Source organism: Chitinophaga sp. HK235 (assembly GCF_018255755.1).
Taxonomy (GTDB): Bacteria; Bacteroidota; Bacteroidia; order Chitinophagales; family Chitinophagaceae; genus Chitinophaga.
This window is the reverse complement of the sequence record NZ_CP073766.1, coordinates 5,059,158-5,085,598: the sequence shown is the minus strand read 5'-3', so window position 1 is coordinate 5,085,598 and position 26,441 is coordinate 5,059,158. Positions and strand designations below refer to the sequence as shown.

General features: G+C 47.5%; 23 protein-coding genes. 13 read left to right on the top strand and 10 right to left on the bottom strand.

Annotated elements, in window-relative coordinates; all coding sequences use genetic code 11:
* The first annotated feature begins 21 nt into the window (after nt 1–21).
* Entirely contained in the window at nt 22–1,482 is a 1,461-nt protein-coding gene (locus KD145_RS18955; RefSeq protein WP_212000812.1) for a gluconokinase, read from the top strand.
* Between the two features lie 83 nt (nt 1,483–1,565).
* Here the strand turns inward: KD145_RS18955 and mutL are convergent, their stop codons facing one another.
* Nucleotides 1,566–3,467 carry a DNA mismatch repair endonuclease MutL gene (mutL, locus tag KD145_RS18950; RefSeq protein WP_212000811.1) on the bottom strand — a complete coding sequence of 634 codons (1,902 nt, stop codon included), beginning with the start codon at nt 3,465–3,467 and terminating at the stop codon, nt 1,566–1,568.
* A 321-nt stretch (nt 3,468–3,788) separates the two neighbouring features.
* Here mutL and msrB point away from each other — a divergent pair, with 321 nt between their 5' ends.
* Nucleotides 3,789–4,274: a peptide-methionine (R)-S-oxide reductase MsrB gene (gene msrB, locus KD145_RS18945; RefSeq protein WP_249219443.1), complete on the top strand. Its 486-nt coding sequence runs from the start codon at nt 3,789–3,791 to the stop codon at nt 4,272–4,274.
* A gap of 82 nt (nt 4,275–4,356) precedes the next feature.
* A complete protein-coding gene (locus tag KD145_RS18940; protein WP_212000809.1) occupies nt 4,357–5,373 on the top strand; it encodes a GyrI-like domain-containing protein in 1,017 nt (338 codons plus the stop codon).
* A gap of 50 nt (nt 5,374–5,423) precedes the next feature.
* On the opposite strand, the gene KD145_RS18935 is transcribed toward KD145_RS18940, so the two are convergent.
* A complete protein-coding gene (locus tag KD145_RS18935; RefSeq protein WP_113616158.1) occupies nt 5,424–5,699 on the bottom strand; it encodes a YciI family protein in 276 nt (91 codons plus the stop codon).
* A 223-nt stretch (nt 5,700–5,922) separates the two neighbouring features.
* On the opposite strand from KD145_RS18935, the gene KD145_RS18930 reads away from it, so the two are divergent.
* From KD145_RS18930 to KD145_RS18915, 4 genes are all read left to right on the top strand, one after another.
* Entirely contained in the window at nt 5,923–7,707 is a 1,785-nt protein-coding gene (locus KD145_RS18930; RefSeq protein ID WP_212000808.1) for a DUF4836 family protein, read from the top strand.
* A 110-nt stretch (nt 7,708–7,817) separates the two neighbouring features.
* Nucleotides 7,818–8,477 carry an ATP-binding cassette domain-containing protein gene (locus KD145_RS18925; RefSeq protein ID WP_212000806.1) on the top strand — a complete coding sequence of 220 codons (660 nt, stop codon included), beginning with the start codon at nt 7,818–7,820 and terminating at the stop codon, nt 8,475–8,477.
* Between the two features lie 9 nt (nt 8,478–8,486).
* On the top strand, nt 8,487–9,683 hold the full coding sequence (locus KD145_RS18920) for an FtsX-like permease family protein (RefSeq protein WP_212000804.1): 1,197 nt from the start codon (nt 8,487–8,489) through the stop codon (nt 9,681–9,683).
* A gap of 22 nt (nt 9,684–9,705) precedes the next feature.
* Nucleotides 9,706–10,029, top strand: a complete 324-nt coding sequence (locus KD145_RS18915) for a Dabb family protein (protein WP_212000802.1) — start codon at nt 9,706–9,708, stop codon at nt 10,027–10,029.
* Here the strand turns inward: KD145_RS18915 and KD145_RS18910 are convergent, their stop codons facing one another.
* The 3 genes from KD145_RS18910 to KD145_RS18900 are packed head-to-tail and all read right to left on the bottom strand — an operon-like array spanning nt 10,030 to nt 14,959.
* Nucleotides 10,030–12,588 (bottom strand): DUF3857 domain-containing protein, encoded by a 2,559-nt coding sequence (locus KD145_RS18910; protein ID WP_212000800.1) that lies wholly within the window; start codon nt 12,586–12,588, stop codon nt 10,030–10,032. It abuts the gene before it with no gap.
* Nucleotides 12,589–12,617: 29 nt separating this feature from the next.
* Nucleotides 12,618–13,712 (bottom strand): DUF2891 domain-containing protein, encoded by a 1,095-nt coding sequence (locus KD145_RS18905; protein ID WP_249219442.1) that lies wholly within the window; start codon nt 13,710–13,712, stop codon nt 12,618–12,620.
* Nucleotides 13,713–13,723: 11 nt separating this feature from the next.
* Nucleotides 13,724–14,959: an NAD(P)/FAD-dependent oxidoreductase gene (locus KD145_RS18900; RefSeq protein WP_212000799.1), complete on the bottom strand. Its 1,236-nt coding sequence runs from the start codon at nt 14,957–14,959 to the stop codon at nt 13,724–13,726.
* A gap of 141 nt (nt 14,960–15,100) precedes the next feature.
* On the opposite strand from KD145_RS18900, the gene KD145_RS18895 reads away from it, so the two are divergent.
* From KD145_RS18895 to KD145_RS18880, 4 genes are all read left to right on the top strand, one after another.
* Nucleotides 15,101–15,400: a YbaB/EbfC family nucleoid-associated protein gene (locus KD145_RS18895; RefSeq protein ID WP_212000796.1), complete on the top strand. Its 300-nt coding sequence runs from the start codon at nt 15,101–15,103 to the stop codon at nt 15,398–15,400.
* A gap of 242 nt (nt 15,401–15,642) precedes the next feature.
* Nucleotides 15,643–16,863, top strand: a complete 1,221-nt coding sequence (locus KD145_RS18890; RefSeq protein WP_212000795.1) for a PepSY domain-containing protein — start codon at nt 15,643–15,645, stop codon at nt 16,861–16,863.
* A gap of 267 nt (nt 16,864–17,130) precedes the next feature.
* Nucleotides 17,131–17,496, top strand: coding sequence for a hypothetical protein (locus KD145_RS18885; protein ID WP_212000794.1), 366 nt, complete (start codon nt 17,131–17,133; stop codon nt 17,494–17,496).
* Nucleotides 17,483–18,061 (top strand): N-acetyltransferase, encoded by a 579-nt coding sequence (locus KD145_RS18880; RefSeq protein ID WP_212000793.1) that lies wholly within the window; start codon nt 17,483–17,485, stop codon nt 18,059–18,061. Before KD145_RS18885 ends, KD145_RS18880 begins: the two co-directional genes overlap by 14 nt.
* A 64-nt stretch (nt 18,062–18,125) precedes the next feature.
* On the opposite strand, the gene KD145_RS18875 is transcribed toward KD145_RS18880, so the two are convergent.
* The 4 genes from KD145_RS18875 to KD145_RS18860 all read right to left on the bottom strand — a co-directional run bounded on the left by KD145_RS18875 (nt 18,126) and on the right by KD145_RS18860 (nt 21,353).
* Complete coding sequence (locus KD145_RS18875; RefSeq protein WP_212000792.1) at nt 18,126–18,737, bottom strand: hypothetical protein; 612 nt, start codon at nt 18,735–18,737, stop codon at nt 18,126–18,128.
* Between the two features lie 63 nt (nt 18,738–18,800).
* Nucleotides 18,801–19,499, bottom strand: coding sequence for a hypothetical protein (locus KD145_RS18870; protein ID WP_212000791.1), 699 nt, complete (start codon nt 19,497–19,499; stop codon nt 18,801–18,803).
* Nucleotides 19,500–19,560: 61 nt separating this feature from the next.
* Nucleotides 19,561–20,598: a GTPase ObgE gene (obgE, locus tag KD145_RS18865; RefSeq protein ID WP_212000789.1), complete on the bottom strand. Its 1,038-nt coding sequence runs from the start codon at nt 20,596–20,598 to the stop codon at nt 19,561–19,563.
* Between the two features lie 167 nt (nt 20,599–20,765).
* The gene (locus KD145_RS18860; protein ID WP_212000788.1) at nt 20,766–21,353 is read right to left on the bottom strand and encodes an adenylate kinase; all 588 of its coding nucleotides are present in this window, start codon (nt 21,351–21,353) and stop codon (nt 20,766–20,768) included.
* 357 nt (nt 21,354–21,710) lie between these two features.
* On the opposite strand from KD145_RS18860, the gene KD145_RS18855 reads away from it, so the two are divergent.
* Nucleotides 21,711–24,611 carry a glycoside hydrolase family 3 N-terminal domain-containing protein gene (locus KD145_RS18855; protein ID WP_249219440.1) on the top strand — a complete coding sequence of 967 codons (2,901 nt, stop codon included), beginning with the start codon at nt 21,711–21,713 and terminating at the stop codon, nt 24,609–24,611.
* A gap of 126 nt (nt 24,612–24,737) precedes the next feature.
* Here KD145_RS18855 and KD145_RS18850 read toward each other — a convergent pair whose 3' ends face one another.
* A complete protein-coding gene (locus tag KD145_RS18850; RefSeq protein WP_212000785.1) occupies nt 24,738–25,187 on the bottom strand; it encodes a hypothetical protein in 450 nt (149 codons plus the stop codon).
* A 183-nt stretch (nt 25,188–25,370) separates the two neighbouring features.
* On the opposite strand from KD145_RS18850, the gene KD145_RS18845 reads away from it, so the two are divergent.
* The gene (locus KD145_RS18845; protein ID WP_212000784.1) at nt 25,371–26,414 is read left to right on the top strand and encodes a COX15/CtaA family protein; all 1,044 of its coding nucleotides are present in this window, start codon (nt 25,371–25,373) and stop codon (nt 26,412–26,414) included.
* Nucleotides 26,415–26,441 lie beyond the last annotated feature (27 nt).

Here is a 26,441-nt window from a genome sequence, read left to right as displayed (position 1 = left end):
TGAAAAAGTAGTCTTTTTTTTATGAGCGAACAGACACCTTACATCATCGGTGTGGATATCGGGACTAGTAGTGCTAAAACGATTGGGCTTAATATACAAAACTGGTCTGTCAGCGGGGTATTTCAACAAGCCTATCCCACCCATTACCCGCAGCCGGGATATGCAGAACAGGACCCGCTCCTGTTGCTGGATGCCGTCAAAACAGGTATTAAAAACGTAGTGGCCGCAGCAGGATATCCTCCTGCTGCTATATCCTTTAGTAGTGCCATGCACAGTATCATGGCAATAGATGCCAACGGGGAAGCGCTCACTCCACTTATCATCTGGGCCGACAACCGCAGCGAGCCACAGGCCCTGGCCCTGCGCAACACGCCTTCCGGCAAAATGCTGTACCAGCAAACAGGTACGCCTGTTCATGCGATGTCGCCCCTTTGTAAACTACGCTGGATGCAGGAACAACAACCCCACCTGTTTGTCCGCGCCGCTATCTTCCCCGGTATCAAGGAATATATCCTGTACCATTTTTTAGGGAGATATGTGACCGACCACTCCATTGCTTCCGCCACCGGGTTGTTTGATATTACCACGCTGCGATGGAGCGCCGAAGCCCTGCGTTATGCGGGTATTACGGCGGCGCAATTACCATTGCCGGTACCTGCCAATACCCGGCTGACCGGCCTGCTGCCTGCAGTAGCAGCTGAACTGGGCATTCCGGTCGATACGCCATTGATTATCGGGGGGAGTGATGGCTGTCTGGCCCAACTGGGTAGCCAGGCCCTGGACGCGGGGCATGCCACCATCACCATCGGCACCAGTGCTGCGGTGCGTATGGCTGGTTCCAGGCCTCAGACCGACGCACAGGAGCGGCTGTTTACCTACCTGTTGACTGATGAGGTATATATCACCGGTGGCGCCAGCAACAATGGTGGTGCCCTGTTGCAATGGCTGGTAAGAGATTTTCTGCAGCAGCCACTTGCCACCCTGCCATCCCTGGTGACAGCAGCCCTGGAAACCGATACCGGCGGCCTTATATGTTTGCCTTACCTGCTGGGCGAAAGGGCTCCGGTATGGAACAGCCACGCCACGGCGGCTTTCATCGGGATACGGCCATATCATACGGCGGCTCATTTTATGCGGGCGATGTTGGAAGGGATCTGTTTTGCCCTGCTGAGTATCAAAACCGCATTAGCGGAAACAGCAGGACCTGTACAACGTATTTCGGTCAGCGGCGGCTTTACCGCCACTCCGGGCTGGATACAGCTGCTGGCTGATATTTTTGGGCAGGAGATGGAGCTAAGCCAGCAAAATGATGCATCTGCCATAGGGGCTATCATGCTGGCAGCCAGAGAATTGCAGCTGCCCTGGACAGGAGGGAACAACCAGCCGGCCACCACGTTTTATCCTGATAGAGACCTGTATGCCAGCTATCAGCAACGATATCGCCGGTTTCTCCGGCTATACGAAGTGCTGGAAGATGTGTAGTCATAAAAAACATAGCCCAGGACTTACATAGCCCAGGACTTTAGTCCTGGGGCCTCTTTATTTTATCTATAAAAATATAATGCTTAGTTGCCTCGTTCAAACATCCTGGCCAGATCGGTGAGTTTGAAGGAGATGAAGGTGAATTTCCCTCCTGGTGCTATATTCGGCATACTGCAGGCGAAGAGCTCATCGATCATGTTCTGCATTTCGCGGGCAGATAATATTTTGCCGGCCGGGATGGAGTTGTTGCGGGCCATGGAGCGGACCAACTGTTCGCGGCGGTCTATTTTGAGGTCGCCGAAGTGTTTGAACTGCTCCAGCAGGCCTTCGATGGTCGCCTGGTCGTTACCCGACTGCATATCAGCAGGGGTGCCACGTACTACGAAGGTATGGTGGCCAAACGGTTCCAGCTCATAACCCAGTGCCTGTAATTCAGGGAGCATTTCGCTGACCATCACTGCATCTGCGGGAGGCAGTTGCAGGGTCTGGGGGAACAGGCTTTGCTGGGTGGCCATGGGAGCCTCTTGCAGGGCACGCATATAACGTTCGTAAAGAATACGTTCATGGGCGGCCTGCTGGTCTATCAGGATAAAACCGGATTTTATCTGCGACAGGATATACTGCTGGTGCACCTGTACCGGTACTTTCTGGTCGGCTGCGGTATCCTGCCAGCGTTCATCGATCACGGAGGCGGTGGAAGGAGCCTGACTTTCGTAGGTAACGGCCGGGCGGGTTTCCGGCTCCACGGTGTAGGAGCTGATAGTATATCCGTCGGTGTTAGGCGTTGTTTTATTGCTTTCGTACAGGTCTTTCCAGTGCTTCAGATTGCTGCTGTTGCTGCTTTTGTCAATCATGTGGGCCTGGTTGGCCTGTGTAAAGGATTTATAGAGGGGAGAATGAGTGTATTCTTCCTGCTGTTGTGCGGTAAATGGTTTGCTTACAGCGTCCAGGGCCTGTATGCTGGGGTCCAGGTCAAAGTCCAGGGTAGCGGTTACATTGAACTGGGCCAGGGCATGTTTTACAGTGGCCTGTATGAAGGCATACATCACTTTTTCGTCATCAAACTTGATTTCCTGCTTGGTAGGGTGTACGTTGATGTCCACATGTTCTGGGTTGACATCAATGAAAAGTACGTACAGCGGGAAGCTGTCTGCCGGGATGATATCTGCAAAAGCGCTCATGACTGCGTGGTGCAGGTAAGGGCTTTTGATATAACGGTTGTTGACAAAAAAGAACTGGTCGCCGCGGGTTTTTTTGGCGGTTTCCGGTTTACCGACGAAGCCGTAAACGTTCATATAGTCGGTACTTTCCTTTACGTTTACCAGCCGGGAGTTATATTGTTGTCCGAGAATAGCGACGATACGTTGTTTCAGGGAACCTTTGTCGAGATGGAACAGCTGCTGGTTGTTGCTCGTGAGCGAAAACTGCAGTTGTGGATAGGCCATGGCCACCCGGATAAATTCATCTACAATATGCCGCATTTCGGCCGCATTGCTTTTGAGGAAGTTTCTGCGGGCGGGCACGTTGAAGAACAGGTTTTTCATGGCGATGCTGGTACCTTCTGCTGTTTGGCAGGGCTCCTGCTTTTTCACCAGGCTGTTGTCAATTTCTACGTAGCTGCCTACTTCGCTGCCTTTTTTACGGGTTTTGAGCTCCACCTGGGAAACGGCAGCGATGGAAGCCAGAGCTTCCCCCCTGAATCCCATGGTCCGGATCTGGAAGAGGTCGTCTATGGATTGTATCTTGGAGGTAGCATGTCGTTCGAAGCACATACGGGCATCTGTTTCGCTCATACCACCACCATTATCGATTACCTGCACCAATTCCTTGCCCGCATCTTTTATGATCAGCTGAATCTCGGTTGCTCCTGCATCTACTGCGTTTTCCAGTAATTCCTTTACCGCTGATGCCGGTCTTTGTATCACTTCTCCTGCAGCTATCTGGTTCGCTATATTGTCTGGTAATAAATTGATAATGTCCGCCACTTAACTAGCCTTTTGGCGTAAAGTTAATAATTTATACGCAGTTGCTCGCGGGTGATTATCAGACTGTTTTAAACATTTAAGTACGAGATTTGCTAAATACCCGGTTGATTTGCAGGATTTAACAATCCATGAAGCTGGTTCATTCGTAATTTATTAAGAGAAAAAATATTCATCAGGCCAACAGAGAAACACAATGATAGTGTTAACGACAAGTTAACGAAAAGAATCACCATGTATGAACATACGGAATCTGATAATTTTGAGCATGTTATATTAGTCACCAACTGTACTTACCCGCGCAAAAGCGTAAAAAAGAATTCAATGGAAGAAGGAAAAAAGAAGGGAGACGTATACTCCCATTCGGACACAAGTAAAGTGAACCTGACGGACGACGAATGGAAGAAGATATTGCCACCGGAAGTATACAACATCGCCAGAGAAAAAGGAACAGAATGGGCATTTACCGGAAAATACTGGAACAGCAAGGAAACCGGAACCTATTACTGTGCAGCCTGCGGACATCCGCTTTTTGTGTCTGATGCCAAATTTGAGAGTAGCTGTGGCTGGCCCAGCTTTTTTGAGCCCGTTGCCAAATCCAGCGTGATCTATGCCCCGGACAACAGTCATGGCATGTATCGTACCGAAGTATTGTGCGGCCGCTGTAAAGCACACCTGGGCCATGTTTTCGATGACGGCCCCCCGCCAACAGGCCTCCGCTACTGCATCAACTCCGTGATCCTGGATTTTGAACAAGCTGCTGCTGCCGACAAACGTTATTCAGAAAAAGAAGAAAAGGAAAAAGAGTAACCCATCGTTACCCATGATGCCGACGCTCCGGCGGTCACACGATAAAAAAACGTATTTTTATTGTAATCAATACCCCGGAGTTATGAAAGTCTTAAAAACACTTGCCTGGATAGTAGGTATTCTCTTGCTTGTTCTGATCATCCTCATTTTTGCTGCCCCTACCCAGATACATGTTGAACGTTCGGTGGAAATCAATGCCCCAGCCTCCATCGTATGGAATAATATTGTCCGGTTCGAGAAGTTTAACCAATGGAGCACCTGGAAACAGATGGACTCCACCGCCGTATACACTATTTCCGGTGATGACGGAACCGTGGGTGCAATTGATGCCTGGAAAGGAAAAAAAATCGGAGAAGGCAAACTGCAACATCTTTCACTGGATCCCTACAAATCCATCCAGCAGAAACTGACCTTTATATCACCGTTCAAATCTGAATCAGACGTTTTTTTTCAGCTGTCTGAAGCTGCTGGTAAAACCAAGGTGGTATGGGGCTTTGATGCCCATTACGGCCGGCCACAGAATGTGATGGCGCTTTTTATGAAAGGTGCCCTGGAAAATGATTTTGCCAAAGGACTGGATAACCTCAAAAAAATGGCGGAGGCCGACAAGAGTGGTCCGGGTACTCCGACTGGTATGAACGTCACCGTTAGGGAAATGAATTATCCTGCCACCACTTATGCTGCACTCAGAAAAACCATCCCCATAAAAAATATTACCAGCTACTACCGCAATAACCTGGGTAAGATCTATGAAGCGGCCACAGCTGCAAAACTACAGCCTGGCGTGCCTTGCGGGCTCTTTTTTACCTGGGATAAGGAAAAACACGAAACAGACATGGCAGCCGCTATCCCCGTACCGGAAGGCAGCAAACTGGGGCCCGGCTTTGAAATCATCAAACTCCCGGCTGCAAAGGCAGCTTATGTAGACTACTACGGTCCTTACGACAAAATTGCCAACGCCCATGTGGCTATTCAGCAGTTTATCGAAAACAAGGGTAAAAAAATAATCCCGCCAACGATTGAGATGTATGTGACAGATCCAGGCAAAGAAAAGGATAGTAGCAAATGGCTGACTAAAGTCATTTACTTTATGAAGTAGTAATCAGAGAGAGGTAAATAGAAACACGAAGCTGGCACTACTGAAGAAAACTATTTTTCGGCTATGGAGGCGTAAGTCGGCTCAAATTCGATGATCTCATAAACAGCCAGCTGATTTCTTTCCAGTGGATCTTCACTCATAATCTGCTCCACCTCTCTACGGCTGGACGCCTGACAAAGGATCAGTGAGCCGGATTTGGGCTTCCTTCGACCAGACAGGATAAACTTGCCGTTGTCAAAGTATTTCTGAAGGAACGCAGTATGCGCTTCCATAAAATGCTCCACCGCCGCTACTGGACGGATGTATTGCAGAAGGATCAGGTACATAAAGGTTTTTCGATGGTTTTAATTGTTAGTCTCATAGTAAGCAACAAAGGTATTAACTATATTGATAAGAAAATATTGTAGGTACTCCCGGAAAAAATAGGGACATATAAGCTACAAAAATATACGTACTTTTGCAGGAATTATATACCACGATAGTGGGAATGTGCAGCAGTGAATGATTCCTGCTCCCCCTGTAGTCAATTTTTTAATTTTTATATCTTTTATGAAAAGAACAATTTCCAAAGTTTTGTTAATTGCTGTTACAGCAGCGGTAGTGCTTTCATCCTGCTCCAAAGTGCCGGATGTCAGTAAACATATCCCTAAAACAGCCGGCGTAGTTATTGACCTGAATGCGAAGGAAATTACCCAGAAACTGGCTACCAACGGCCTGACCATGGATAAAATCTTCTCCGCTGTACAATCCAAAGATACAGCTAACGATGTAATGAAAGCCTGGAAAGATGCTGAAAACTCCGGTATCGATCTGAAAGGACATTTTTTTGTTTCTTTCGTTTTCCAGGGACAGGCTGGAGAACATAAATCCTACCTGAGCGCCACTGCCACCCTCTCCGATGCAGATAAGTTTGAAGCCTTCCTGAAAAAAAGTGAGAAAAACTTCTCCCTGAAAACAGGTAATGAATTCAAATATGCTGTTGAAGGAGACAACAAAGGCGTGATAGCATGGAACAAATCTACCGTTATCTATATCGCTGCCTTCGACCCTGAAGAAGGACTGAACAAATACAACCCTGCAGGAACTCCCGGCCTGCCTGGCGTTGACGATGGTGAAGTAGCAGTAGACTCAGCTGTAGCTACTCCTGCCGCCCTCACCTCCGGTGATGACGAAATCACCAAAAGCCTGGTGACAGAAGTGGACCACCTCTTCCACCTGAAAAAGGATGAAACTGCCGGTTCTCTCGAACCATTTGCCAAACTGCTGAAAGAAAATGCTGACATGGGCGTATTTGTAAACCCCGAAGCGATCTACAACAGCGGCAGGTTTACCATGATCCCGGCCAACTTCAAAAAACTGATGGAAGGTACCTTCTATACCGGTATTGTCAACTTCGAAAAAGGCAAAATCGTAGCAAATGGTTCCTACTACATGGGTAAAGAAGTTGCCAGCATCTACAAAAAATATGGCAACAAGGAAATCGATATGAGCATGCTGAAGAAATATCCTTCTCAGAATATCACCGGTTTCATTTCCTACGCTTTTGATTTCCACATGGTAGGTGAGATCATCAAATCCACTGGCATGGACGGTATCGTAAACATGTTCCTGGCCAGCAAATCCGGCCTGGCTATGGACGATATCCTGAATGCGTTTGAAGGCCAGCTGACTTATGTCGCTTCTGACTTCGGTATCCAGAAAAAAGAATCCAAATACTTCCCAGGTGAATTTACCGAAGAGCCTTCTGCTAAATGGATCTTCAGCCTGAAAGTTGGTAATAAAGACGCTTTCACTAAAGTGATGACTTCTCCGATGCTGAAAGAGATCTTCACTAAAGAAGGTGACCACTACGTTCTCAGCAACCCGATGATGGCTGCCGGTATGCCGCCGCTCTCTATCACTGAGAAATACATTACTGTAGGCTCCGACAGCGTACTGTTACAGGATTACCTGGCCGGCAAAGGCAGCATCAAACTGCCTGAAGGCATCGAAGGCAAAATAAAAGGTAGCATGATGGGCGGTTATGTAGATCTGGAAAAGATTATCACCTCCATTCCTGAAGATAAAGCCGATGAAGCTGACAGACCTATCCTGGTTAAATTGAAAGGCCTGATGAAAGATATGTCCATGGTGACCAAGCCAGCTAACGGCAACGTTTCTGAGTCTGAAGTGATCCTTAACTTCAAAAACAAGGATGAAAACAGCCTGGTGCAACTGATGAACTTCGGTACCGAAATGGCTAAAATCATGGATGCCAAAAAAGCAAAGAATAAAGCGATGGAAGATAGCCTGTTCGCTACACCAGTAGATACAGCTACCACCATTATTAAATAATTACGAATTACGAATTACGAATTAAAGCGAAGGCTCAAGTGAGGGATTTAATATCTCTGCTTGGGCCTTCGCTTTAATTCGTAATTCGTAATTTGTAATTCGTAATTCAAATGAAGCGTATGCAAATTCAGATAGAGAACCTGATGCCGATTCCGCTGAAGGATAAACTCCTGCAGCGGACCTCCGGTATCTGGAACCAGGAGGTGACCTTCAGCCCTGGCAGTTTTGTGAAAATAAAAGCCCCTTCCGGCACCGGGAAGACCACACTGGTGCATTACCTCTACCACATCCGTCAGGATTATACCGGCAAGGTGCTGGTAAACGGACAACCCTGGCAGTCCTATAGTAAAAACGAACTGGCTGCCATACGCCAGCAACAGATCAGTATCATCTTTCAGGACCTGCGGCTATTTGAACAGCTGACGGCCGTGGAAAACATCTCCCTGAAAAGAGTCATGTTGGCTAATCCCTACTGCAGCGACGAAAAGATCAGGGAAATGGCTGCCAGACTCAATGTAACGCATGTGTTGCAACAGAGCAGCAAAACACTGTCCTACGGGGAGCGGCAGCGGATTGCCATCATCCGGGCCCTGGTACAACCTTTTCAGTGGCTACTGATGGACGAACCCTTCAGTCACCTCGACGAAGAAAATGCCCGTCGCGCTGCAGACCTCATCGCAGAAGAGTGCAAAGCCCGCAATGCCGGGTTTATTTTAACCGACCTGGATAATGACCATCATTTTCAATATGATGCGCATTATCAGCTTTAATGTTTTTCCATGCGTCCTTTTTTCGACCTACTCAAAAAGATCATACATACCGGCATCGGCAAAAGCCGCTTCCTGATGGCCTCCGTTGGCCTCGGTATCGCTATGTTGCTCATACTGGTGGCTATACAGGTACATTCCAACTTCAGCCAACTGCTGTACAGCGCCAAAAACCAGAACGAAACCGCCGATTTCCTGGTGATCAATAAAAAAATCACCAACGCCATCATGGGCCAAAGCGGTAAAAGCGCCTTCACCCCTGAAGAAATAACACAGATCAAAGCCCAGCCTTTCGTACAGGCCTTCGGGTTAATTACCTCCAGCCGCTTTAAAGTAGTGGTGCAGGCCCCCGGCGATCTGCATTTTGCAACAGATATGTTTTTTGAATCTGTCCCCGACAGCTTCCTGGATGTAAAGGATGAAGACTGGAAATGGAACACCGGCGACCGTACCATTCCCATCATCCTGCCCAGCGATTTTTTAAACCTGTACAACTTCGGCTTCTCCCTGAGCCAGGACCTGCCCCAGATATCACAGGAGACCGTCAAAGCGCTGCCCCTCCAGGTGGTCATCTCCAATAACCTCAGCTCCGAACAGTTTATCGGGCATGTGGCAGGCTTCTCCGACAGAATATCCTCTTTCCTTGTTCCGGCATCCTTTATGAACTGGGCCAATGAAAAGTATGGCACTACCCGAGAAGCACCTGTTTCCAGGGTGATCATCAAAACACCCGACCCGTCAAACCCGGCACTGGTGAAGTTCCTGGACGATCACGGATATACCACCAACCAGGATAAGCTGAAATTCAGCAAAACCAGGCTGATCGTACAAACTATCGTATCTGTAATCGGATTTTTCGGGCTCATATTACTGCTGTTTGCCATGCTGGTGTTCAGTATGTTCATACAGCTGATTATAGCTTCCTGTAAAAAGGAGATCCAGCTGTTGGTGATGCTGGGAACAGCTCCCCGTCAGTTAAAACGTTATCTGCTGAAACAATTTGTGCCTTTGTACATTATTATAGGGGTGGTATGCCTGCTGTTGCTCACCTCTTTACAGTATGCTGCAGCAGCGGTACTGGCCAAACACGACATGGTGGTAAGTCCCTGGCCTGGCCCTGGTGTATTTGCAGGCGCGTTGCTGGTACTGGGTTTGGTGTATCTGGTGAATCTATTGACGGTAACCCGCTATGTCAATAAAGAATCCTGATTAAATTATTAAATCATATTGCATGAAAGCACTGGACAAAAAACTGGTACATGTGGTAAACTTCTATCTCAAACCCGGACTGTCAGAGGAAGACAGAAGGCACTTTGAGGCGGGTCTTAGCAGCCTGCATACCATCGATGAAATCAAAATTTTTAACGTTGGCAAGCCAGCCCCTATAGACGACCGGCCCACCATCGATAAAAGTTATGATTACTGCCTGCTCTGTGTTTTTGAAGACATAGAAGCGCACGATGTGTATCAAACCCACCCGGTACATCTCAGTTTTATAGAGCAGTGCAAACAGTATTGGGCCAAAGCGGTGGTCTTCGATTCTGAAACCATCTGATTAATCCCGCAACAATGCCGGATGTGGCATGATGAACGTTGCTTTGGCACGCGGAGACATCCGCAGATAAGGTATCCACAAGGCCATTCTGGCCATTGGCCACACAAGAGAGCCTTGTCCCCAGATGTTTTTCTGCGTGCCACCCTCCCCAAAGTAGTAATCATTCAGATGATTGCCCGCAAACAGATACAGGATGGTGATAAAATAATAGGTGGCCAGCGCAAAAGGAAATGTATCCCTTCTGTTAAAGAACAACACTGCCAGTAATATAGAATAACACAGCAGAAAGGCCTTGATGATGATTTCTCCAATCAGATAAAGCTGTACCAGCGAGATGTTCCCCAAATCTTTACGACTGGATACCGTTACCCATACATCATATTTAAATACGTCCGCATTACACAGATACCAAAAGTCAGACATGGGTGAAAATACCAGGCCGATAGCGAGCAGCGACAGCCAGCCTCCGATGGGCAAAGGTTCCAACGGATGCTGTACCGGCAGGTTGGAGTGTCTGTAATACAGGATGGCCAGGTGGGTAAAAACAGCCATGGCCAGCAAAGCCAGTACAATAGCCAGCCAGTTGCCCTGTACTGCGGGACGGTTCGGGGCACGCATAAATGCTGGTTTATAGGTCAGGTCCAGCGAAGTAGTACTTTGTATTTCCTTTATTTCCCGCGTGTATTGGGAGAGAAAGGCCACTGGCACGTGGTCCTGGAAAGTTTTCAGCTGATAGGAAAGGATGATCTGCTCACCTTTCACAGTGGAAGTGAAATCAAACTGGTAATATTCGTTTTTGAAATGTACCGGAGATTGCTCCAGCGACCATTGGATGGGCGTATGAATGATGACCTGATAGTCCTGTTCATAAGGATAACGGATGGCCAGTGGTGTTTTTCTTTTTTCATCCGTCATATAGGGTAATATATCCGATGGAGACTGAGCGGCCAGAGAGAACAGGAGTTTGTTGGTGCTGCTGTCCTTTTTCCAGAGATGATGAATCAGATAACTTTCCCGGATGCGGAGGATGTTGCTATCTGGGTCATCGTTCAGAAGGAGAGAGTCTTTGGTGGTTATTTCTCCATAAAATTTCTGGTAGAAGCGAAGAAAGGTTTTCTCCTTTTCCCTGATGCTGGCAGAGGCCATCGTGGCCCTTTGTGCATCGGCGTCTTCTTTGAACCAGGATGTAGTGACCTGTAGAGAGCCATCTTGCCCTTCTGCTTCCGGGAGCGTGAATTTTTCCCGGATTACCAAATGCCCGCTGTTTTTTTTGAGGATAGGCGTCAGCTGGGTAGTGGTATCAGTGATCACGAGGGCCTGCTGATAATCGGGCTCGCAGAAGCCGGTCAGCTGGCCGCGCTGGTAGGAGATGGTAGCATCGAGCCAATAAGATTTGCCCCCGAGGGAAGCATACACGATGGCATGGTTAAAAGCGGTGGGTGATGGCAGCAGGCTGCTGATAGTCCCTTTCATATCAGTATTAACATAAGCCATGCGGGCATTGATACCATTGGCGTTGAGCAGGGTGCACAATAGCAGGGCTTTGTCTTTACAATCACCGAAACGCTGAGCCAGTACTTTGTCGGGAGCATTGGCTCGATGGGAATATTCTCCCATTTCTATACCCATATAGCGGATATCGTCCTGCACAAACCGGAGTGCCTGCCGGAGGTAGTTTTCCGGGTTGTCGCCGGAAGATTGTTTCAGGGCCGTGATTCTGCGTTTGACAGCCTCTCCGGGAGGAGGGATGGTGTTGACACGCTGTGCCCATTGGGCTACTTCCTTCCAGCTGTTGTATTCACTGATCTGTATACGGACAAAAGGATTGTACCAGGAAGGCTGGTTATTGGTATTGTCGGCCTCTTTCTGTTCAATCCTGTTCCACTCGTAAACGGTAAACCCCTGCCAGCTGCGCTGCTGAGGCATGGTGGCGTTGTTGAATGGTTTGAAATACAGTTTTCTTTGTGGATTGGCGATAATGTTATTGTAGAAATTGACAATAGGTTCCAGGGTCACCTGATAAAGCCGGGCATCTATTTTATTGTCGAAGATAGGGTTGGTGCCGGTAAGGGAGAAGCTGTATTCTATCTGGTCACCTTTACGCACATCTTCGAGGATGAGGAAGGCGGTATAGGTACCACTGTAGATAAAGCGGGATAGATCCTGTTCCTGTTGCAGCACTTTAAAGGAAGCGGTTTGCAGACGGTTTATTTCCTGACCGTTCCTTCTGATGATGATACTGTGGAAGCTCAGCTTTTCGTATTGCGGGTTGTAGTTGACAGATATCTCTGAACCGTTTTGTATGCCGGCTTCCGAAACGATCTGCCGGATATAGTGACGGTAGGTGCTTTTTAGTTCTGCGTGTTGCTGTTCTTCTGCCAGCAGCAGGTAGTATCCATCGACGATACTGTTGGCATTGGGTTTTTTATGCAGGTCGGGTTGCCAGGGTACCAGCCATGATGGCGTGGGACTGGTACTGATGTGGGTGTTTCGGGCTGTTGTTACTGCGGGCAGAAATGCCAGCAGTAACAACAGTAGTCTGCTCACGGTATAGGTCATCGGGTAGGGGTTTTTAGCTTGTAGCAGTATTACTGCTGCTCCGCAGTGAGCAGGTATACCGCAAAGGAAGCCAGCCAGTGTTCGCCGGCATAGTCTCCGCTGGCGATCTGTGGAAAAGATGTCAACAGGTGTTTGTTGGCGAGGGCCTGGATGGCCTGTTGGTTTTTGCCACCATGGCGTGCAATGGCTTCAAGGCACCAGGTGCGGCTGAGATTGAGGCCGTCGAGGTGCACGAGTTTTCCGTCAGTACGGTCTTTCACCTGGCCGGGCTGCAGAATGGTGATCGGATTTTTGAACAGTCCTGGTAAAAAAGCGTATAGCCATGGGCGGTATTCCTTTTCCGGCATGATACGGCGCATCAGGTCGGCTTCTTCCAGGCTGGGAGACAGGAAGTCATAGCCTCCTGGTTCCCATTCGATGGGAGCGTTTTTGTCTTTTGCATAGAAGCGCATCGCTGCGTCATGGATGGCTGTCTGCAAAGCCTGGTCGTGGGTTGTTTGAGCATAATCCCAGGCGAGGCACAGGCCGAAGGCCAGGTTGGTATGTTCGCCTACACGGATGGGATACATCAGTTTACCCAGGAAGTCGATATAGGACGCTGCGAAATGGCTGGCGAGGGGTTGCACGTTCCGGCTCAGCTCTTTGCCCAGGGGATCGTTCCAGGTAAGCAGTTCCCGCTGCAGCTGCAGCAGCCAGCTCCAGCCATAAATACGTTCGAAGCTTTTGTTTTCCTTGCTTTTAAACAGCTGTAGTTCTGTTTGAATATTGGCTGCAGAAAGGTGTTGAGCCAGCCGGGTACGGATTTCGGCGGCCTTTTCCATGTCAGGGAACATTTTCAGGAGGCGTACCAGCATCCAGTGGCCATGTACACTGCTATGCCAGTCGAAGCAGCCGTAGAAAGCCGGATGATAGGAGGAAGGAGCACCCAGCAGGGTGCTATCCGCAAATACGATCCCTGTTTTGTAAGGATACTGCAGATCGAGGCATTTCAGTGGAAGGGCCGCCAGCTGGTTAGCTGTATGGACCGTCATTTTAGGCAGCTGTTCATGACTCATTTTATTCGTTTGTGCATTGATAGCAACCGGGAATAATAAAAAGATGGCAAGTCTGGTTATGTATCTCACAGAAAAACAGGTTATCGGTTAAATAAAAGCTTCACATAAAACATGGGATTACCCAGTTTTTTCCGCAGGTCTACCTCATGGAACATACAAGACATCAGGTCTTTCAGCTGTTTATTGCGGGAGCCCATTTTCATGAGCAGATTAAACAACCACGGGTATTTGATCAGTTTCTGCAGTTTGGTGCTGACTTCCAGTTCCGGGCCGAGGATGCGGTATACATCGACGTCGTAGGCATCCAGGAAACTATCGGAGAAGTCGTTAGCCGCGATAGCGGCAGCAGCCTGTTTGGCTGCAATCTGGCCGGAGTAGAGCGCATTGCCGATACCTTCGCCGGTAAAGGGATCTATCAGATAGCCGGCATCACCGATCAGCATGTAACGCTCTCCATGCAGCTTTCTTTTTTTACTGCCCAGTGGAAGCCCATACCCTTCGATATTGCCAATAAGCGTCGAATCTTTAAACCGCTCTTTCATCACCGGGTCGGTGGCGAGGGTGTCGAGCATGAGTTTTTTCAGGTTCACCTTTTTGTTGCGGGTGACACTGCTGAGGATACCCACTCCCACATTCGCTTCACCATTGGGAAGCGGGAATACCCAGAAATAGCCGGGCAGCATGCTTTTCAGGAAGTGTAGTTCAATGAAACCGTCAGTACTGAGGTTGGAAATACCTTTGTAGTAGGCCCGGATGCCAGCTACATAATGCTCCGGTTCCATTTTAATGCCGGCAACATCTTTGGTAAAGGAAGAATGAGCACCGTTGGCCACCAGGACCAGGTCGGCCTTTACCTGAAACTTACCCTCTTTGTCGGAAAGATGATATCCATCTTCCTTCAGTTCATATTTATCAATGCTAACCCCTTCGAATAAGCGGATTTCGGGGCGGCGTTTCAATTCTTCTACCAGGAAGTTATCAAAGTCGATGCGTTTGCAGACGAAGCCGCGGGGATCATTTCTGTTGTTCTGGTAATCCAGTCTGTAGGGGATGTCCATTCCAATACGGTTAGGGGCAACAAATGTCACACCCCAGCTATCCATTTTAAAGGCGGCCTGTTGAAGGCGCTGACCGATACCTTTGTCTATACGTTCCAGGATAGTCAATACTTTTCCACTTAATCCATCTCCACATACCTTATCTCTTGGGAAAACCGCTTTATCCACCACAATGCATGATATCCCCAGTTGTGCCAGTTGTAATGCGGCACAGGCACCGCCTGGTCCGGCACCTATAATACAAACTTTTGTTTCCATTTTTTGTTGATAGTATTACCTGATGGTAAGATACGTAATTGTTAGCGGTACGTATTTATATTATTGAAATATTGAATGTCAAAACCCTTGTTCTGACAGCAGGTAAACACTTATCTTTACGACCTTAAAAAACACAAGCATATGTTTGATTTATTTGGCAAGTTGACGCAGATCCAGCAGAAAATGAAAGAAGGTAAAGAGCGTCTGGCAAAAGTTACGCTGGAAGGCGAAGCCGGCGATGGTGCGGTAAAAGTAGCAGTAGATGGCAACCGTCAGGTAAAAAGTATTGAAATAGCGGAGCACCTTTTTACTCCTGAGCATAAAGAAGAAATGGAAGACCTGCTGCTGACAGCGCTGAACAGAGCTCTGAAAAATGCAGAAAACAGCTGGGAAGCAGAAATGAAGAGCGCAGCCGGTGGTATGCTGGGCGGACTGCTGTAATATCCATAAAGCGTCGAACAGAAAACACAAGACAGCAAAGATGCTGGTCATCGATAAGAGCCAAAGCAGGGAGGAATTAAACATATTTAGAATAAGTTTAATCTTTTCTGCTTTGCTTCTTTCGTTTTTCTTCTCTTCTTTCTTCCCTCCGGTAAAAAATTCCGGATTTCGTAAATCTTTTTCCTGCTTCGCCCTTATATTTCCCGCGCAAGGTTGTTTTTTTGTGGTTGGATCAATCTAATATGAAAGTTTTTTTTCGCCGTATTCACTTATACCTGGGGCTGACGGCAGGCCTGGTTATTACCATCAGTTGCCTGACCGGCGCCTTGCTGGTATTTGAAAAGGAATTGACAGAAGCGTTTAATCATAACCGTTATTACGTGCAGCCGGAGAAAGAACGGCTTCCGCTGGACAAAATAGCTGAAATGGTGAAGCAGCAGGTACCGGGCGCAGGCATCGCCCGCATACAGGTATATGCAGACCCTTCCCGCTCGCTGGCTGTACAGCTCGAAGAAGGCAAGAAAGGCGGGAAGAAGGAAGCGAAGGGAGAAGCACCCCGTGCAGAAGGTAAAAAGGGCGAAAAGCCCGCCGGCAAAAAAGGTGAAGCGCCTAAAAAAGCAAAGGGCCGTACCGCCTTTGTAAATCCCTATACCGGTAAAGTCATTGAATTATACAGTTACCAGCAAACATTTTATTACCAGATATTTTCTTTACACCGCTGGCTGCTTGCCGGAGATACCGGTAAGATGATCACCGGCGCCAGCACACTCATCTTTTTCTTTATTCTGATCACCGGCATTATATTATGGTGGCCCAAGACCCGCAAAATTTTACAGCAACGCCTCAAAGTAAAGTGGGATGGCGGCTGGAAACGGTTGAACCATGATATGCACGTAGTGCTGGGTTTTTATGTCAGTATTTTCCTGTTTGTAACAGTGTTTACCGGACTTACCTGGTCCTACGAATGGTTCAGCAAGGGACTGTACGCTGTGCTGGGTACCTCTCCCAAGGCTGCAGAGGCGCCGGTATCCGCGGTCGCTCCGGAAACAACCGGGAAGGTCTCCTATGAAGCCGCGTTGGCACAGGTAAAACAACAGGTTCCTGATGCGCAGTATTATGCTGTAGCCATGCCCAAAGACAGCGCCGCAGCGGTACAGGTAACACTGTTGCCCGCCAGCGCCCTGCATGAAGGAGCTACCACCAGTTATTACCTCGACCAGTATAACGGTCAGGTGCTGCAGTCGCAGACTTTCAGTGAAAAGAACCTGGGCCAGAAAGTACGTAGTACAATCAAACCTTTACATACAGGTGCCATCTTCGGGCTGCCGTCTAAAATTTTTGCGTTGCTGCTGGCTTTGCTGGGCGCCACTTTCCCCACTACCGGCACTATCCTGTGGATCAACAGGACCATGAAGAAAAAGAAAACTACTAAAAATAAAAAGGAAGTGGTCACTCAACTTTGATGGTTTTGATGACCCTGATACCTGCGTAGTATCAGCGATTTTAAATAATGATTTTGTGTATGGGATATCATTTGATATCCCATTTTTTTATCCCATCGCTTTCAATCCATCCTGCACTTTTGGAAATAACCATGCAAAAATGGAAGACCTGCGCTCCTCGCGGGAAGTACTGTAATTGTTAAAATGCTTTGACAGTACTGCATTTTAACGTTTTTGTGCTTGTTGTGGAACAGCATTTGGCATTACCTGTATGTAACAAGGAAAGCCATGATAAACCAATATGAAGTGCCGGCTTATATAGAAGATCATATACCGGCACTTAAAAAAGCTCTGCATCAGTTTCCGGCTATTTTTCACGTGTACGACACCGTGGGGTGCTTCAGTGAATATACTGGTAAGCAGTTGCGGGAACAGAATTACGCAGTAGCCGGCAAGTGCCTTCACGTGGCCGGGAGGTTATATGAAAAAGGTAATGAAGTGGTAAAAGGGGCTATCACCCGGGTATTTGTGCCAGCCTTGAGCCAGATTCCGCTGGGAGATGCCTTAAGCCGGATCAGGATATATTCGCTGATACCGGATGCGATTTATGGTCTTTATATACAACAACAACTCAGTAGTCATGGAAACAGATGAAGAGATAATTGTTAGGGTCGCGTCTCCGGAAGACGTAGATTTTGCCCTGCCTATTGTGGCAGAAATGGAATCATCCGCCAGGGCCAGAGGCACTGGTATCGCCAAAAGAGATCCTTTGGACATCAAGAAAAAGATCCTGCAGGGGAATGCGGTGATCGCATTTACGAAAAGTGGTATCTGGGCGGGGTTCTCTTATATACAAGCCTGGCAGGGTGGCCGCTTTGTATCTAACAGTGGTTTAATCGTAGTGCCGGAATTCAGGGGCCTGAAGGTAGCGGCGGCCATCAAAAAAAAGATATTCGAATTAAGTCGTTCATTATATCCATCTGCAAAAATTTTCAGTATCACTACCGGTTTGCCGGTGATGAAGTTAAACAGCCGGCTGGGATTTGAGCCGGTTACCTATACCGAAATTACGACCGATTCCAGTTTCTGGGCAGGTTGTAAGAGCTGCATTAACTATCCGATCCTGGCAGGACATCATTTTGCGAATTGCCTCTGCACCGCTATGTTATTTAGTCCGCCGGAATTGAAAAACCCTGTTCTGTTAAGTACAGCCGATTGATATGAACCGGTGATGCTTCTGCATTACCGGTTCTTTATTTTATAATATCCCGTACGCGGGTGATTTATCCATGATTTTCTGGTGACAGGGGTTTAAAGGTTTCCTGCATGGAAAGATATTTCTGTTCGCCGGTTACTATGTGGTGATAATAGGCCGCTGTATATAGCAGGTATTTATTGTTTTCGTTGATATGTCCCTGAGTGATCATTTGTTCCCAGTCTATCGGACTATCGATCTGGTGGCGGTACACTTGTAACAGTTCCTGAAAAAGTGCCAGTTGAATGTCCTGTGGCAACAGCTCGGGTAGTATGTTATAGTCGAAGGCTTTTGAGAAATAGTACCGGGTGGCTTCTTCTTCCTTGGGCAGGATGGTATATAATGCCCAGGAGTATAGCCCGTTGAAGAAGGCTGCGAAAGCCAGTATCAGCAAAGGCACAGGGAGTTCCCGGGCAAACAGCAGGCCGACAATCCCCATCGCCAGGAAGGTGGTGCGGGAGTATCCATGCCATATGCTTTTGCCGTTGAGGGGAAGGGGAATGCCCTGGTTGGCGCTGATTTTATAGTAGGAAGAAACCGGAAATACCGGAAGGCCAATGATGACAAATTTTGTTCTGATACCCTGGTTTTTATATTGATGTATGCTACCGGTGAATATCGTACCGATCATAATGGCCATAGCAGGAAGAATTTCCGGTAATATATAGACATTATTTTTTTGTGTAATACAACATTCATGGTATTACAGTGTCACATCGATGATCAGTACTTTATTGATTTTGGTAGGGGAGTTGCGAAGGGTGCCGTTGAACTTCAGGTAATAGGTGCTGATGACCGCCCGGGGCATTGTTTCCAGGTTGGCCACTGCGTGATAGAGTTCTTTGCTGTAGTGTTTTTTTACATGTTGTTGCAAGTCCTCGATGCTGGCTTCGGGAAACAGGGCTGTTTGTGCGGTGGTATATTTCCGGCAGATAAAGAAGTTGCTGGCTTCTGGGTGAAGTTGCTCCCAGTTGCCCTGGTGGTGTTTCCAGTTTTTGATCAGTTGTTGTCCTACGCGGATACTGGTTTCATAACGTTGCCATACTTTCATTTTTTCGGCTTCTCCGGTGGTGATGGCGAGCATTTGTCCTTCGATGGAATGTTTGGGTGCCAGGGAGAGGAAAATGGTATCGGGATGCCGTTCAAAATCATTGCGGTATTGGTCTGGCGTAATCCAGTCCAGTGAAAAATAACAGTCACCAAAACGCACATACGTAGTGCTGTCGCGGCTTACAACAGATACTTCATTGGACGCGATTTTTTCAGCAGCCGGGGCCGGGAGGGCAATCAGCTGCATAGTATCAATCTGAACAGGTTTTTCCTTGACAGGCGTAATTGGTTGTTGGCAGGCCATCATCAGTATAATGAATGATGGCCCTACGATATTAAATAGTGTTTTCATGGTATCTGGGATCGTGTAAAACGAACATTGGCGTTGTTACCTGTTCCCTGTCCCTGTCAGTTTATTCCTCCGCGTTGGCGGTGTTGGCAGTACTTATCTGGTTGTCTTTATCGGTCAGGGCTCTCCATAACATATCTTTCAGCTCACTGAGTCCCTGTTGTACTACAGAGGAGATAAATACATGCGGCACATCCTTCGGCAGTTCTGCGGAGATGGCTGTTTTCAGTTCATCATCCAGCATATCGCTTTTACTGATGGCCAGCAAAAACTGTTTATCCAGGAGTTCAGGATTATATTGTTCCAGTTCGTTGACCAGCACTTCAAACTCTTTGCGGTGATCGGCGCTGTCAGCAGGAACGAGGAATAATAATACGGCGTTTCTTTCAATATGTCGTAAAAATCGATGTCCGAGACCTTTTCCTTCGTGGGCGCCTTCGATAATACCGGGGAGGTCTGCGATGCAGAATGATTTGTTGTCGCGGTATTCCACCATACCCAGTTGGGGGGTGAGGGTGGTAAAGGCATAGTCGGCCACTTTAGGTTTGGCGGCAGTAATGGTGGAGAGCAGGGTGGATTTACCGGCATTGGGAAAACCTACCAGCCCTACATCGGCCAGTACTTTGAGTTCCACTACTTTCCAGCCTTCCTGGCCGGGCATACCAGGTTGGGAGTATTCTGGTGTCTGGTTGGTAGCAGATTTAAAGTAAGCATTGCCACGGCCGCCCTGGCCACCGGGTAACCAGATCACTTCCTGTCCGTCGTGCAGGATTTCGGCCTCTATCTCACCGGTCTCTTCATCTTTGGCAGTAGTGCCCAGCGGAACTTCAATGATAATATCCTTTCCGAAACGGCCGGTACAGTTGTCGCCACTACCGTTTTCCCCATCTTCAGCCAGCAGATTTTTATGCCAGCGCAGGTGCAGCAGGGTCCACAGTTGTGAGTTCCCTCTCAGTATAACGTGCCCGCCTCTGCCGCCGTCGCCGCCGTCAGGACCAGCCTGGGCATTAAACTTGGTACGCATGAAGTGCATACTGCCGGCGCCGCCTTTACCAGATTTACAAAATACACGGATATAGTCTACGAAATTCGCTTTTTCCACTGATCAGATTTTAAAGAAGCAGCTGGGCTGCCCACAAAAACAAAACGCAAAGATCGTTAAGTTTAGGCTAATTAGTACACTTCCGTGTACGATAAACCTAACAACTTACAATCTTTGCGTTGTTTAAGAAATGATATTATAATATTTCTTAGTGCGGAGAAGGTAGATTATACTTTCTCCGCTACCAGCTCATTAATTTCCTTGCACAGCAGTTCAAACACTTCGGCTTCAGTACCGTCTCCTTTTACTTTCCTGAACTTGCCGAATTTAGCGTAGTGGTCGGCTACAGGGGCTGTTTTATTATGATATTCCACAATGCGGGCTTTTACCACATCTTCTGAGGAATCGTCGCTACGACCGGAGGTCAGCCCACGGTTCAGCAGACGCTTGATCAATTCATCTTCCGGAACTTCCAGAGACAGCACCACAGATATGGCCGTTTTCTTCAATGCCAGCAGTTTGTCCAGCGCTTCAGCCTGAGCAGTAGTACGCGGAAAACCGTCAAAGATGAAACCCCGCGCTTCCGGATTGGCATCCAACTTGGAGCTGATCATACCAATTACCACCTCGTCTGGTACCAGTAAACCCTGGTCCATAAATTTGGTGGCTTCAAGGCCTAAGGGGGTTTTATTGCTAATCTCAGTACGCAGCAAATCGCCTGTAGACAGGTGTATAAGTCCGTACTTATCTATTATCTTAGTACTTTGTGTACCCTTGCCGCTACCGGGAGGGCCAAATAAAATGAGATTGACCATGTTTAATTAAAATCTACTTTACTCGCAAGGTTGCAAATATAACAAACAATTGAATGTATTGGCAATTAAAATTGCGATTGGTTAAATAATGTAAAAGATTTAGACAAAATAGTAAAGATATTTTAATGTTTATGGTGAAATCATAAAATATCTTTAAAAAGATATTCTAATTTAACGAATATCTTGCGATTTGACAAAATCATATAGGATTAATTAATAATTATTTGATAGTCAGGCCTTGCTAATGAATTCTTGCCTGATTATTTGTAAGTTTATGACATGAGGAAACAATTATTGGTAGCAGGACTTACGGGCTTGCTTATGACTGGGAGCGCTATACCTATGCCACCCGGCGTTATGAACAGAAAAAAACACAAAAGAGTCAACACCACTTCCACCCAGCCACAAGATAAGGCTTCTCAATGGGTTGACAGCGTATTTCAATCCCTGACACCAGAGGAACGTATTGCCCAACTTATCGTGATCAGAGCCCATTCCAATCTGGGACAGGATCACATTGATGCTGTAGTTAAAGACATCAAAGACAACAAAGTAGGAGGATTGATCTTCTTCCAGGGTGGCCCCGTAAGAGAAGCCAACCTCACCAATTATTACCAGTCCATCTCCAAAGTGCCCCTCCTCATCTCTGTGGACGGGGAATGGGGACTCGGCATGCGCCTGGACAGCGTGATCTCATTACCTCGTAATATGATGATCGGTGCCACCAGAGATACGGCCCTGGCCTACGAAGCAGGCCGTGTAATGGGGGAACAATGCAAACGCATCGGTATCCATCTCGACTTCGCTCCCGATATGGATATTAATAACAACCCCAACAACCCGGTTATCAATGACCGCTCCTTTGGGGAAAACAAATACCAGGTAGCCCGTCTTGGTGTTGCTTCCGTCCGTGGTATGCAATCTACCGGCGTAATGGCCTGTGCCAAACACTTCCCTGGCCATGGCGATACCAACGTAGACTCCCACTTCGACCTGCCTTCGATCAACAAGAGCCGTCAGGCCCTCGACTCCCTGGAACTGTATCCTTTCCGGGAAGCCATCGCGGCAGGCGTAGGCTCCATCATGGTGGGCCATCTCTTTATCCCGGCTATTGACAATAAACCCAATACACCTACTTCCATCTCTTATAAAGCAGTAACCAAACTGCTGAAAAACGACCTGGGCTATAAAGGCCTGGTGGTAACCGATGCCCTCGAAATGAAAGGCATCGCTAAATTCTATTCCAAAGGACAGGAATCCTTACAGTCACTGCTGGCAGGCAACGACCTGATGATACTGCCTTCTACCGCTGCCGGCAGCGTGTCGGCCATTATGAAAGGTATCAGAAGAGGCCAGATCAGCCAGCAGGAAGTAGATGACCGTGTGAAAAAAGTACTACGTGCCAAGTACGATCTCGGTCTCTGGAAACCGCAACAGATCGATGTCAACAATCTGACAAACGATCTCAATGCCATGACCGACACACTTACCCGCCGCATCGCGGAAAAAGCCATCACGCTGGTTAGGAATGATAAGCAGCTTATTCCGTTCTCTCCGGCTATGACCCAGCAAAAGCTGGCTGTGATCGCAGTCGGTGCCGATGGCCACAATGCCTTCCTGGATGCCGTAAAAGCTTACAAACCAGGTACAGACGCATTTATCTTTACCTCCCGTCAAAGTGTGGAACAGATTGCGCCTATCGTATCCCGGATTCAGCGCGATTATAAAGCAGTGATTATCAGTGTGCATGGCTTCAGTCGCCGTCCGGCCAACAACTTCGGACTGTCTCTCGCACAACGCCTGATTGTAAAACATTTACAACAGGAGATGCCTTCTGCTACCGTTATATTCGGTAACCCGTATGCTATTCAGCATTGGTGCGACGCGCCTGCTATCGTAGCTGCCTATGAAGATGACAGCATCACCCAGAAAGTGGCTGCCGATCTGCTGTTTGGCAAACTGGGCCCTCAAGGCAAACTGCCGGTGACGGTATGCGGTATGCCGGAAGGAACTGGTATCACTTATGAAGTAAACAAGTTTACCCAATTGCCTACCGACGCACCCGCTGCAGTAGGTATCAACGAAGCTCACCTGGCTGGCATTGATGCCCTCGCCAATGACATGATCGCCCGCAACGCGGCCCCGGGCTGCGAAGTGCTGGCCATGAAAGATGGTAAAATCATCTACAACCGTACCTTCGGTAATTATGAATATAATCGCCAGGAACCAGTAGCGCCGGGATCTGTTTATGATCTGGCTTCTGTGACCAAGGTATGTGCTACCACTATCTCCATCATGCGCTTGTATGATGAAGGAAAAGTAAGCCTGGAAGGCACATTGGGTGATTACCTGCCCTTTGTAAAAGGCACCGATAAAGCCAAATTAAAAGTCCGTGATGTGCTGTTGCACCAGGCCGGACTGGTACCGTTTATTCCGTTCTATAAAGAAACGTTATATGCTGACGGCCGTCCGGACACGATGTTGTATCATTCCACCGCCGACGAATTACATTCCGTAAGGGTGGCAGACAATATGTATCTGGACCACAACTATGTGGACACCATCTGGAAAAAGATACTGGACAGCAAAGTAAACCCGCATCCGGGTTATGTTTACAGTGATCTGGACTTCCTTTTCCTGGGTAAGATTGTGGAAGCTGTGAGTGGGAAAAAATTAAACCAGTACGTAATGGAAACGTTCTATAAACCATTGGGACTGTCTTCCACCGGATTTTTGCCAAGAGAAAGATTTCCGCTGTCCCGTTTGGTGCCTACAGAACACGAGCGTTCTTTCCGGATGCAGCTGCTCCGCGGCGATGTACATGACCCGGGCGCAGCCATGCTGGGTGGTGTAGCTGGCCATGCCGGCCTGTTTTCAAACGCGCATGACCTCGGCGTGATTATGCAGATGTTGCTGAACAATGGCTCCTTTAACGGAGTACAGTATATCAAACCGGAAACAGTACGGTTATTTACTGCCTACAACAGCAGTATCAGCCGTCGCGGGCTGGGCTTCGATAAACCGGAGAAAGACAACAATACCCGCCGGGAAAGTTATCCTTCCAAACTTACCTCCGGTGCTACCTTTGGCCATACCGGATTCACCGGTACCTGCGTATGGGCCGACCCTGCCAGCAAAATGGTGTTCATCTTCCTGAGCAACAGGGTTTATCCTGATGGTGGTTCCAACACTAAACTGTCCACCCTCAATACCAGGGGCAAAATGATGGACGTAGTATATGAAGCCATGCAACTGTAACTGTGATGGATATGATGTAAGTGATGGACATGATATGATATAAAAAAGCGGCGGAGATCATACTCATGATCTCCGCCGCTTTTTTAAATAACCAATTAACCAAATCAGAAAGTAATCAGGTCAAAATTATTTTTCTACAGAAACAAGTCTGTTGACCATTGTTTGCGTTTTGATGCCAATGGATTTTTCTGCTACTTTGTTTTTACCATTTCTGATTTCGAAGATGTACTGGCCATCTTCCAGAGACTGGAGGTTGTAGCGTGCTTCGAATCTAACAGTTGCAGGTAATACTTCCCGGTGAAGGGTGTTGTTAAAGCTATCTTTAATATAAAGTGTCAGCTTCTCGTTGTCAGGATTAGTGACAGCCAGGGTAAAGTTCAGAGATTCTTTTACCGGTTGGGAGATTTCCACTTCCAGTTCCTTTCTGGGGGCTTCGGATGAAGGCTGCTCAGCGACGAATCTGTTGTTGTAAGCAAATGATTTGTCCTGCGCATGCATGGTTATGAAGGGAATGAGGATAGCGGCTAATACTAACATCGTTACTTTGGGTACTAAAACAAAACATAAGTGTTTCATGACATTATCTTTTTTTAATGTTGTCTTTTTGCTTTTTTAAATCTGGGCGGTATTAGCTAATACAATGGTGCCTTTGTTAATTTTCAATGCAAAGCTCCGATGTCAGCGTTAACAGAATATTACGCGATTGTTAAAAGAATGTGAGTATTTCGGGAGCGGTAATTCACTATTTTTGCAGCGTTTATGGAAACAGCTAATATAAAGAATAACCGCGCGGTAGCCATCTGGCTTTATATAGGAGTGGGCATGTTGGTGATTCAGGTCTTATTGGGAGGACTGACCCGTTTAACCGGTTCCGGCCTGTCGATTACAGAGTGGCAACCTTTATTGGGTGCGTTCCCGCCAATGAATGAAGCGGCCTGGGAAAAAGCCTTTGATGGATATAAGCAGATTGCACAATATAAATATATCAACAACCATTTCACCTTATCAGATTTTAAGTTTATCTATTTCTGGGAATGGCTGCACCGTGACTGGGCACGACTGATCGGGTTTGTATTTATAATTCCGTTTATTTATTTCATTATTAAGAAGAAAATCGACAGAAGTATGATCAATCCTTTGATTGTGCTTTTTGTGCTGGGTGGTCTTCAGGGCGCTATTGGCTGGATTATGGTAAAGAGCGGCCTGAATGATGAAAATCTGTATGTTAGCCATATCCGCCTGGCAATACACTTTATGTCAGCGCTGGTGCTCTTGTGTTACCTGTTCTGGTTTGCCCTTAAGATAAGCATCCCGTCTGCTGAGGTGCTGAAAGTGCCTTCCCTGAAACGTTTGAATATATGGTTGCTGGTACTGGTAACAGTACAGCTGATATACGGTGCCTTTATGGCTGGTCTGCATGCTGCCCTGGTGGCCAATACCTGGCCGGATATTAACGGGGCCTGGGTGCCCGCAGGGATGTTTGCCCAGGGCGGATTTTTTACTGATATTGTTCATAATACCATTACTATTCAGTTTATACACCGCGGTCTGGCTTATCTGATCACCATTCTGATTGCCATCTGGTGGTGGAAATCCGCGCAAATACCTGGCAATAGCCTGCTGCATGGTATTCGTTACCTGCCGCTGCTGCTGGTGTTATTACAGGTGTTATTAGGGGTGCTCACCCTGTTGAACAGCCAGGTTAAAATACCGATTACCTACGGAATCCTGCATCAGTGCGTGGGTATGCTGCTGCTCCTGTCGCTGGTATGGACGCTGTATCTAAGCAGAGCAAGACAATAACATAAAAACAAAATACAGATTACGGGC

Excerpts from the sequence above, each read along its gene's own strand:
- KD145_RS18895 (WP_212000796.1), top strand. The coding sequence starts at position 15,101 with ATGTTTGATTTATTTGGCAAGTTGACGCAGATCCAGCAGAAAATGAAA.
- KD145_RS18930 (WP_212000808.1), top strand. The coding sequence starts at position 5,923 with ATGAAAAGAACAATTTCCAAAGTTTTGTTAATTGCTGTTACAGCAGCG.
- KD145_RS18890 (WP_212000795.1), top strand. The coding sequence starts at position 15,643 with ATGAAAGTTTTTTTTCGCCGTATTCACTTATACCTGGGGCTGACGGCA.
- KD145_RS18955 (WP_212000812.1), top strand. The coding sequence starts at position 22 with ATGAGCGAACAGACACCTTACATCATCGGTGTGGATATCGGGACTAGT.
- KD145_RS18855 (WP_249219440.1), top strand. The coding sequence starts at position 21,711 with ATGAACAGAAAAAAACACAAAAGAGTCAACACCACTTCCACCCAGCCA.
- KD145_RS18850 (WP_212000785.1), bottom strand. The coding sequence starts at position 25,187 with ATGAAACACTTATGTTTTGTTTTAGTACCCAAAGTAACGATGTTAGTA.
- msrB (WP_249219443.1), top strand. The coding sequence starts at position 3,789 with ATGGAAGAAGGAAAAAAGAAGGGAGACGTATACTCCCATTCGGACACA.
- KD145_RS18935 (WP_113616158.1), bottom strand. The coding sequence starts at position 5,699 with ATGTACCTGATCCTTCTGCAATACATCCGTCCAGTAGCGGCGGTGGAG.
- KD145_RS18915 (WP_212000802.1), top strand. The coding sequence starts at position 9,706 with ATGAAAGCACTGGACAAAAAACTGGTACATGTGGTAAACTTCTATCTC.
- KD145_RS18900 (WP_212000799.1), bottom strand. The coding sequence starts at position 14,959 with ATGGAAACAAAAGTTTGTATTATAGGTGCCGGACCAGGCGGTGCCTGT.
- KD145_RS18910 (WP_212000800.1), bottom strand. The coding sequence starts at position 12,588 with ATGACCTATACCGTGAGCAGACTACTGTTGTTACTGCTGGCATTTCTG.
- KD145_RS18925 (WP_212000806.1), top strand. The coding sequence starts at position 7,818 with ATGAAGCGTATGCAAATTCAGATAGAGAACCTGATGCCGATTCCGCTG.
- KD145_RS18885 (WP_212000794.1), top strand. The coding sequence starts at position 17,131 with ATGATAAACCAATATGAAGTGCCGGCTTATATAGAAGATCATATACCG.
- KD145_RS18875 (WP_212000792.1), bottom strand. The coding sequence starts at position 18,737 with ATGGCCATTATGATCGGTACGATATTCACCGGTAGCATACATCAATAT.
- KD145_RS18920 (WP_212000804.1), top strand. The coding sequence starts at position 8,487 with ATGCGTCCTTTTTTCGACCTACTCAAAAAGATCATACATACCGGCATC.
- KD145_RS18845 (WP_212000784.1), top strand. The coding sequence starts at position 25,371 with ATGGAAACAGCTAATATAAAGAATAACCGCGCGGTAGCCATCTGGCTT.
- KD145_RS18940 (WP_212000809.1), top strand. The coding sequence starts at position 4,357 with ATGAAAGTCTTAAAAACACTTGCCTGGATAGTAGGTATTCTCTTGCTT.
- KD145_RS18880 (WP_212000793.1), top strand. The coding sequence starts at position 17,483 with ATGGAAACAGATGAAGAGATAATTGTTAGGGTCGCGTCTCCGGAAGAC.
- KD145_RS18870 (WP_212000791.1), bottom strand. The coding sequence starts at position 19,499 with ATGAAAACACTATTTAATATCGTAGGGCCATCATTCATTATACTGATG.
- KD145_RS18860 (WP_212000788.1), bottom strand. The coding sequence starts at position 21,353 with ATGGTCAATCTCATTTTATTTGGCCCTCCCGGTAGCGGCAAGGGTACA.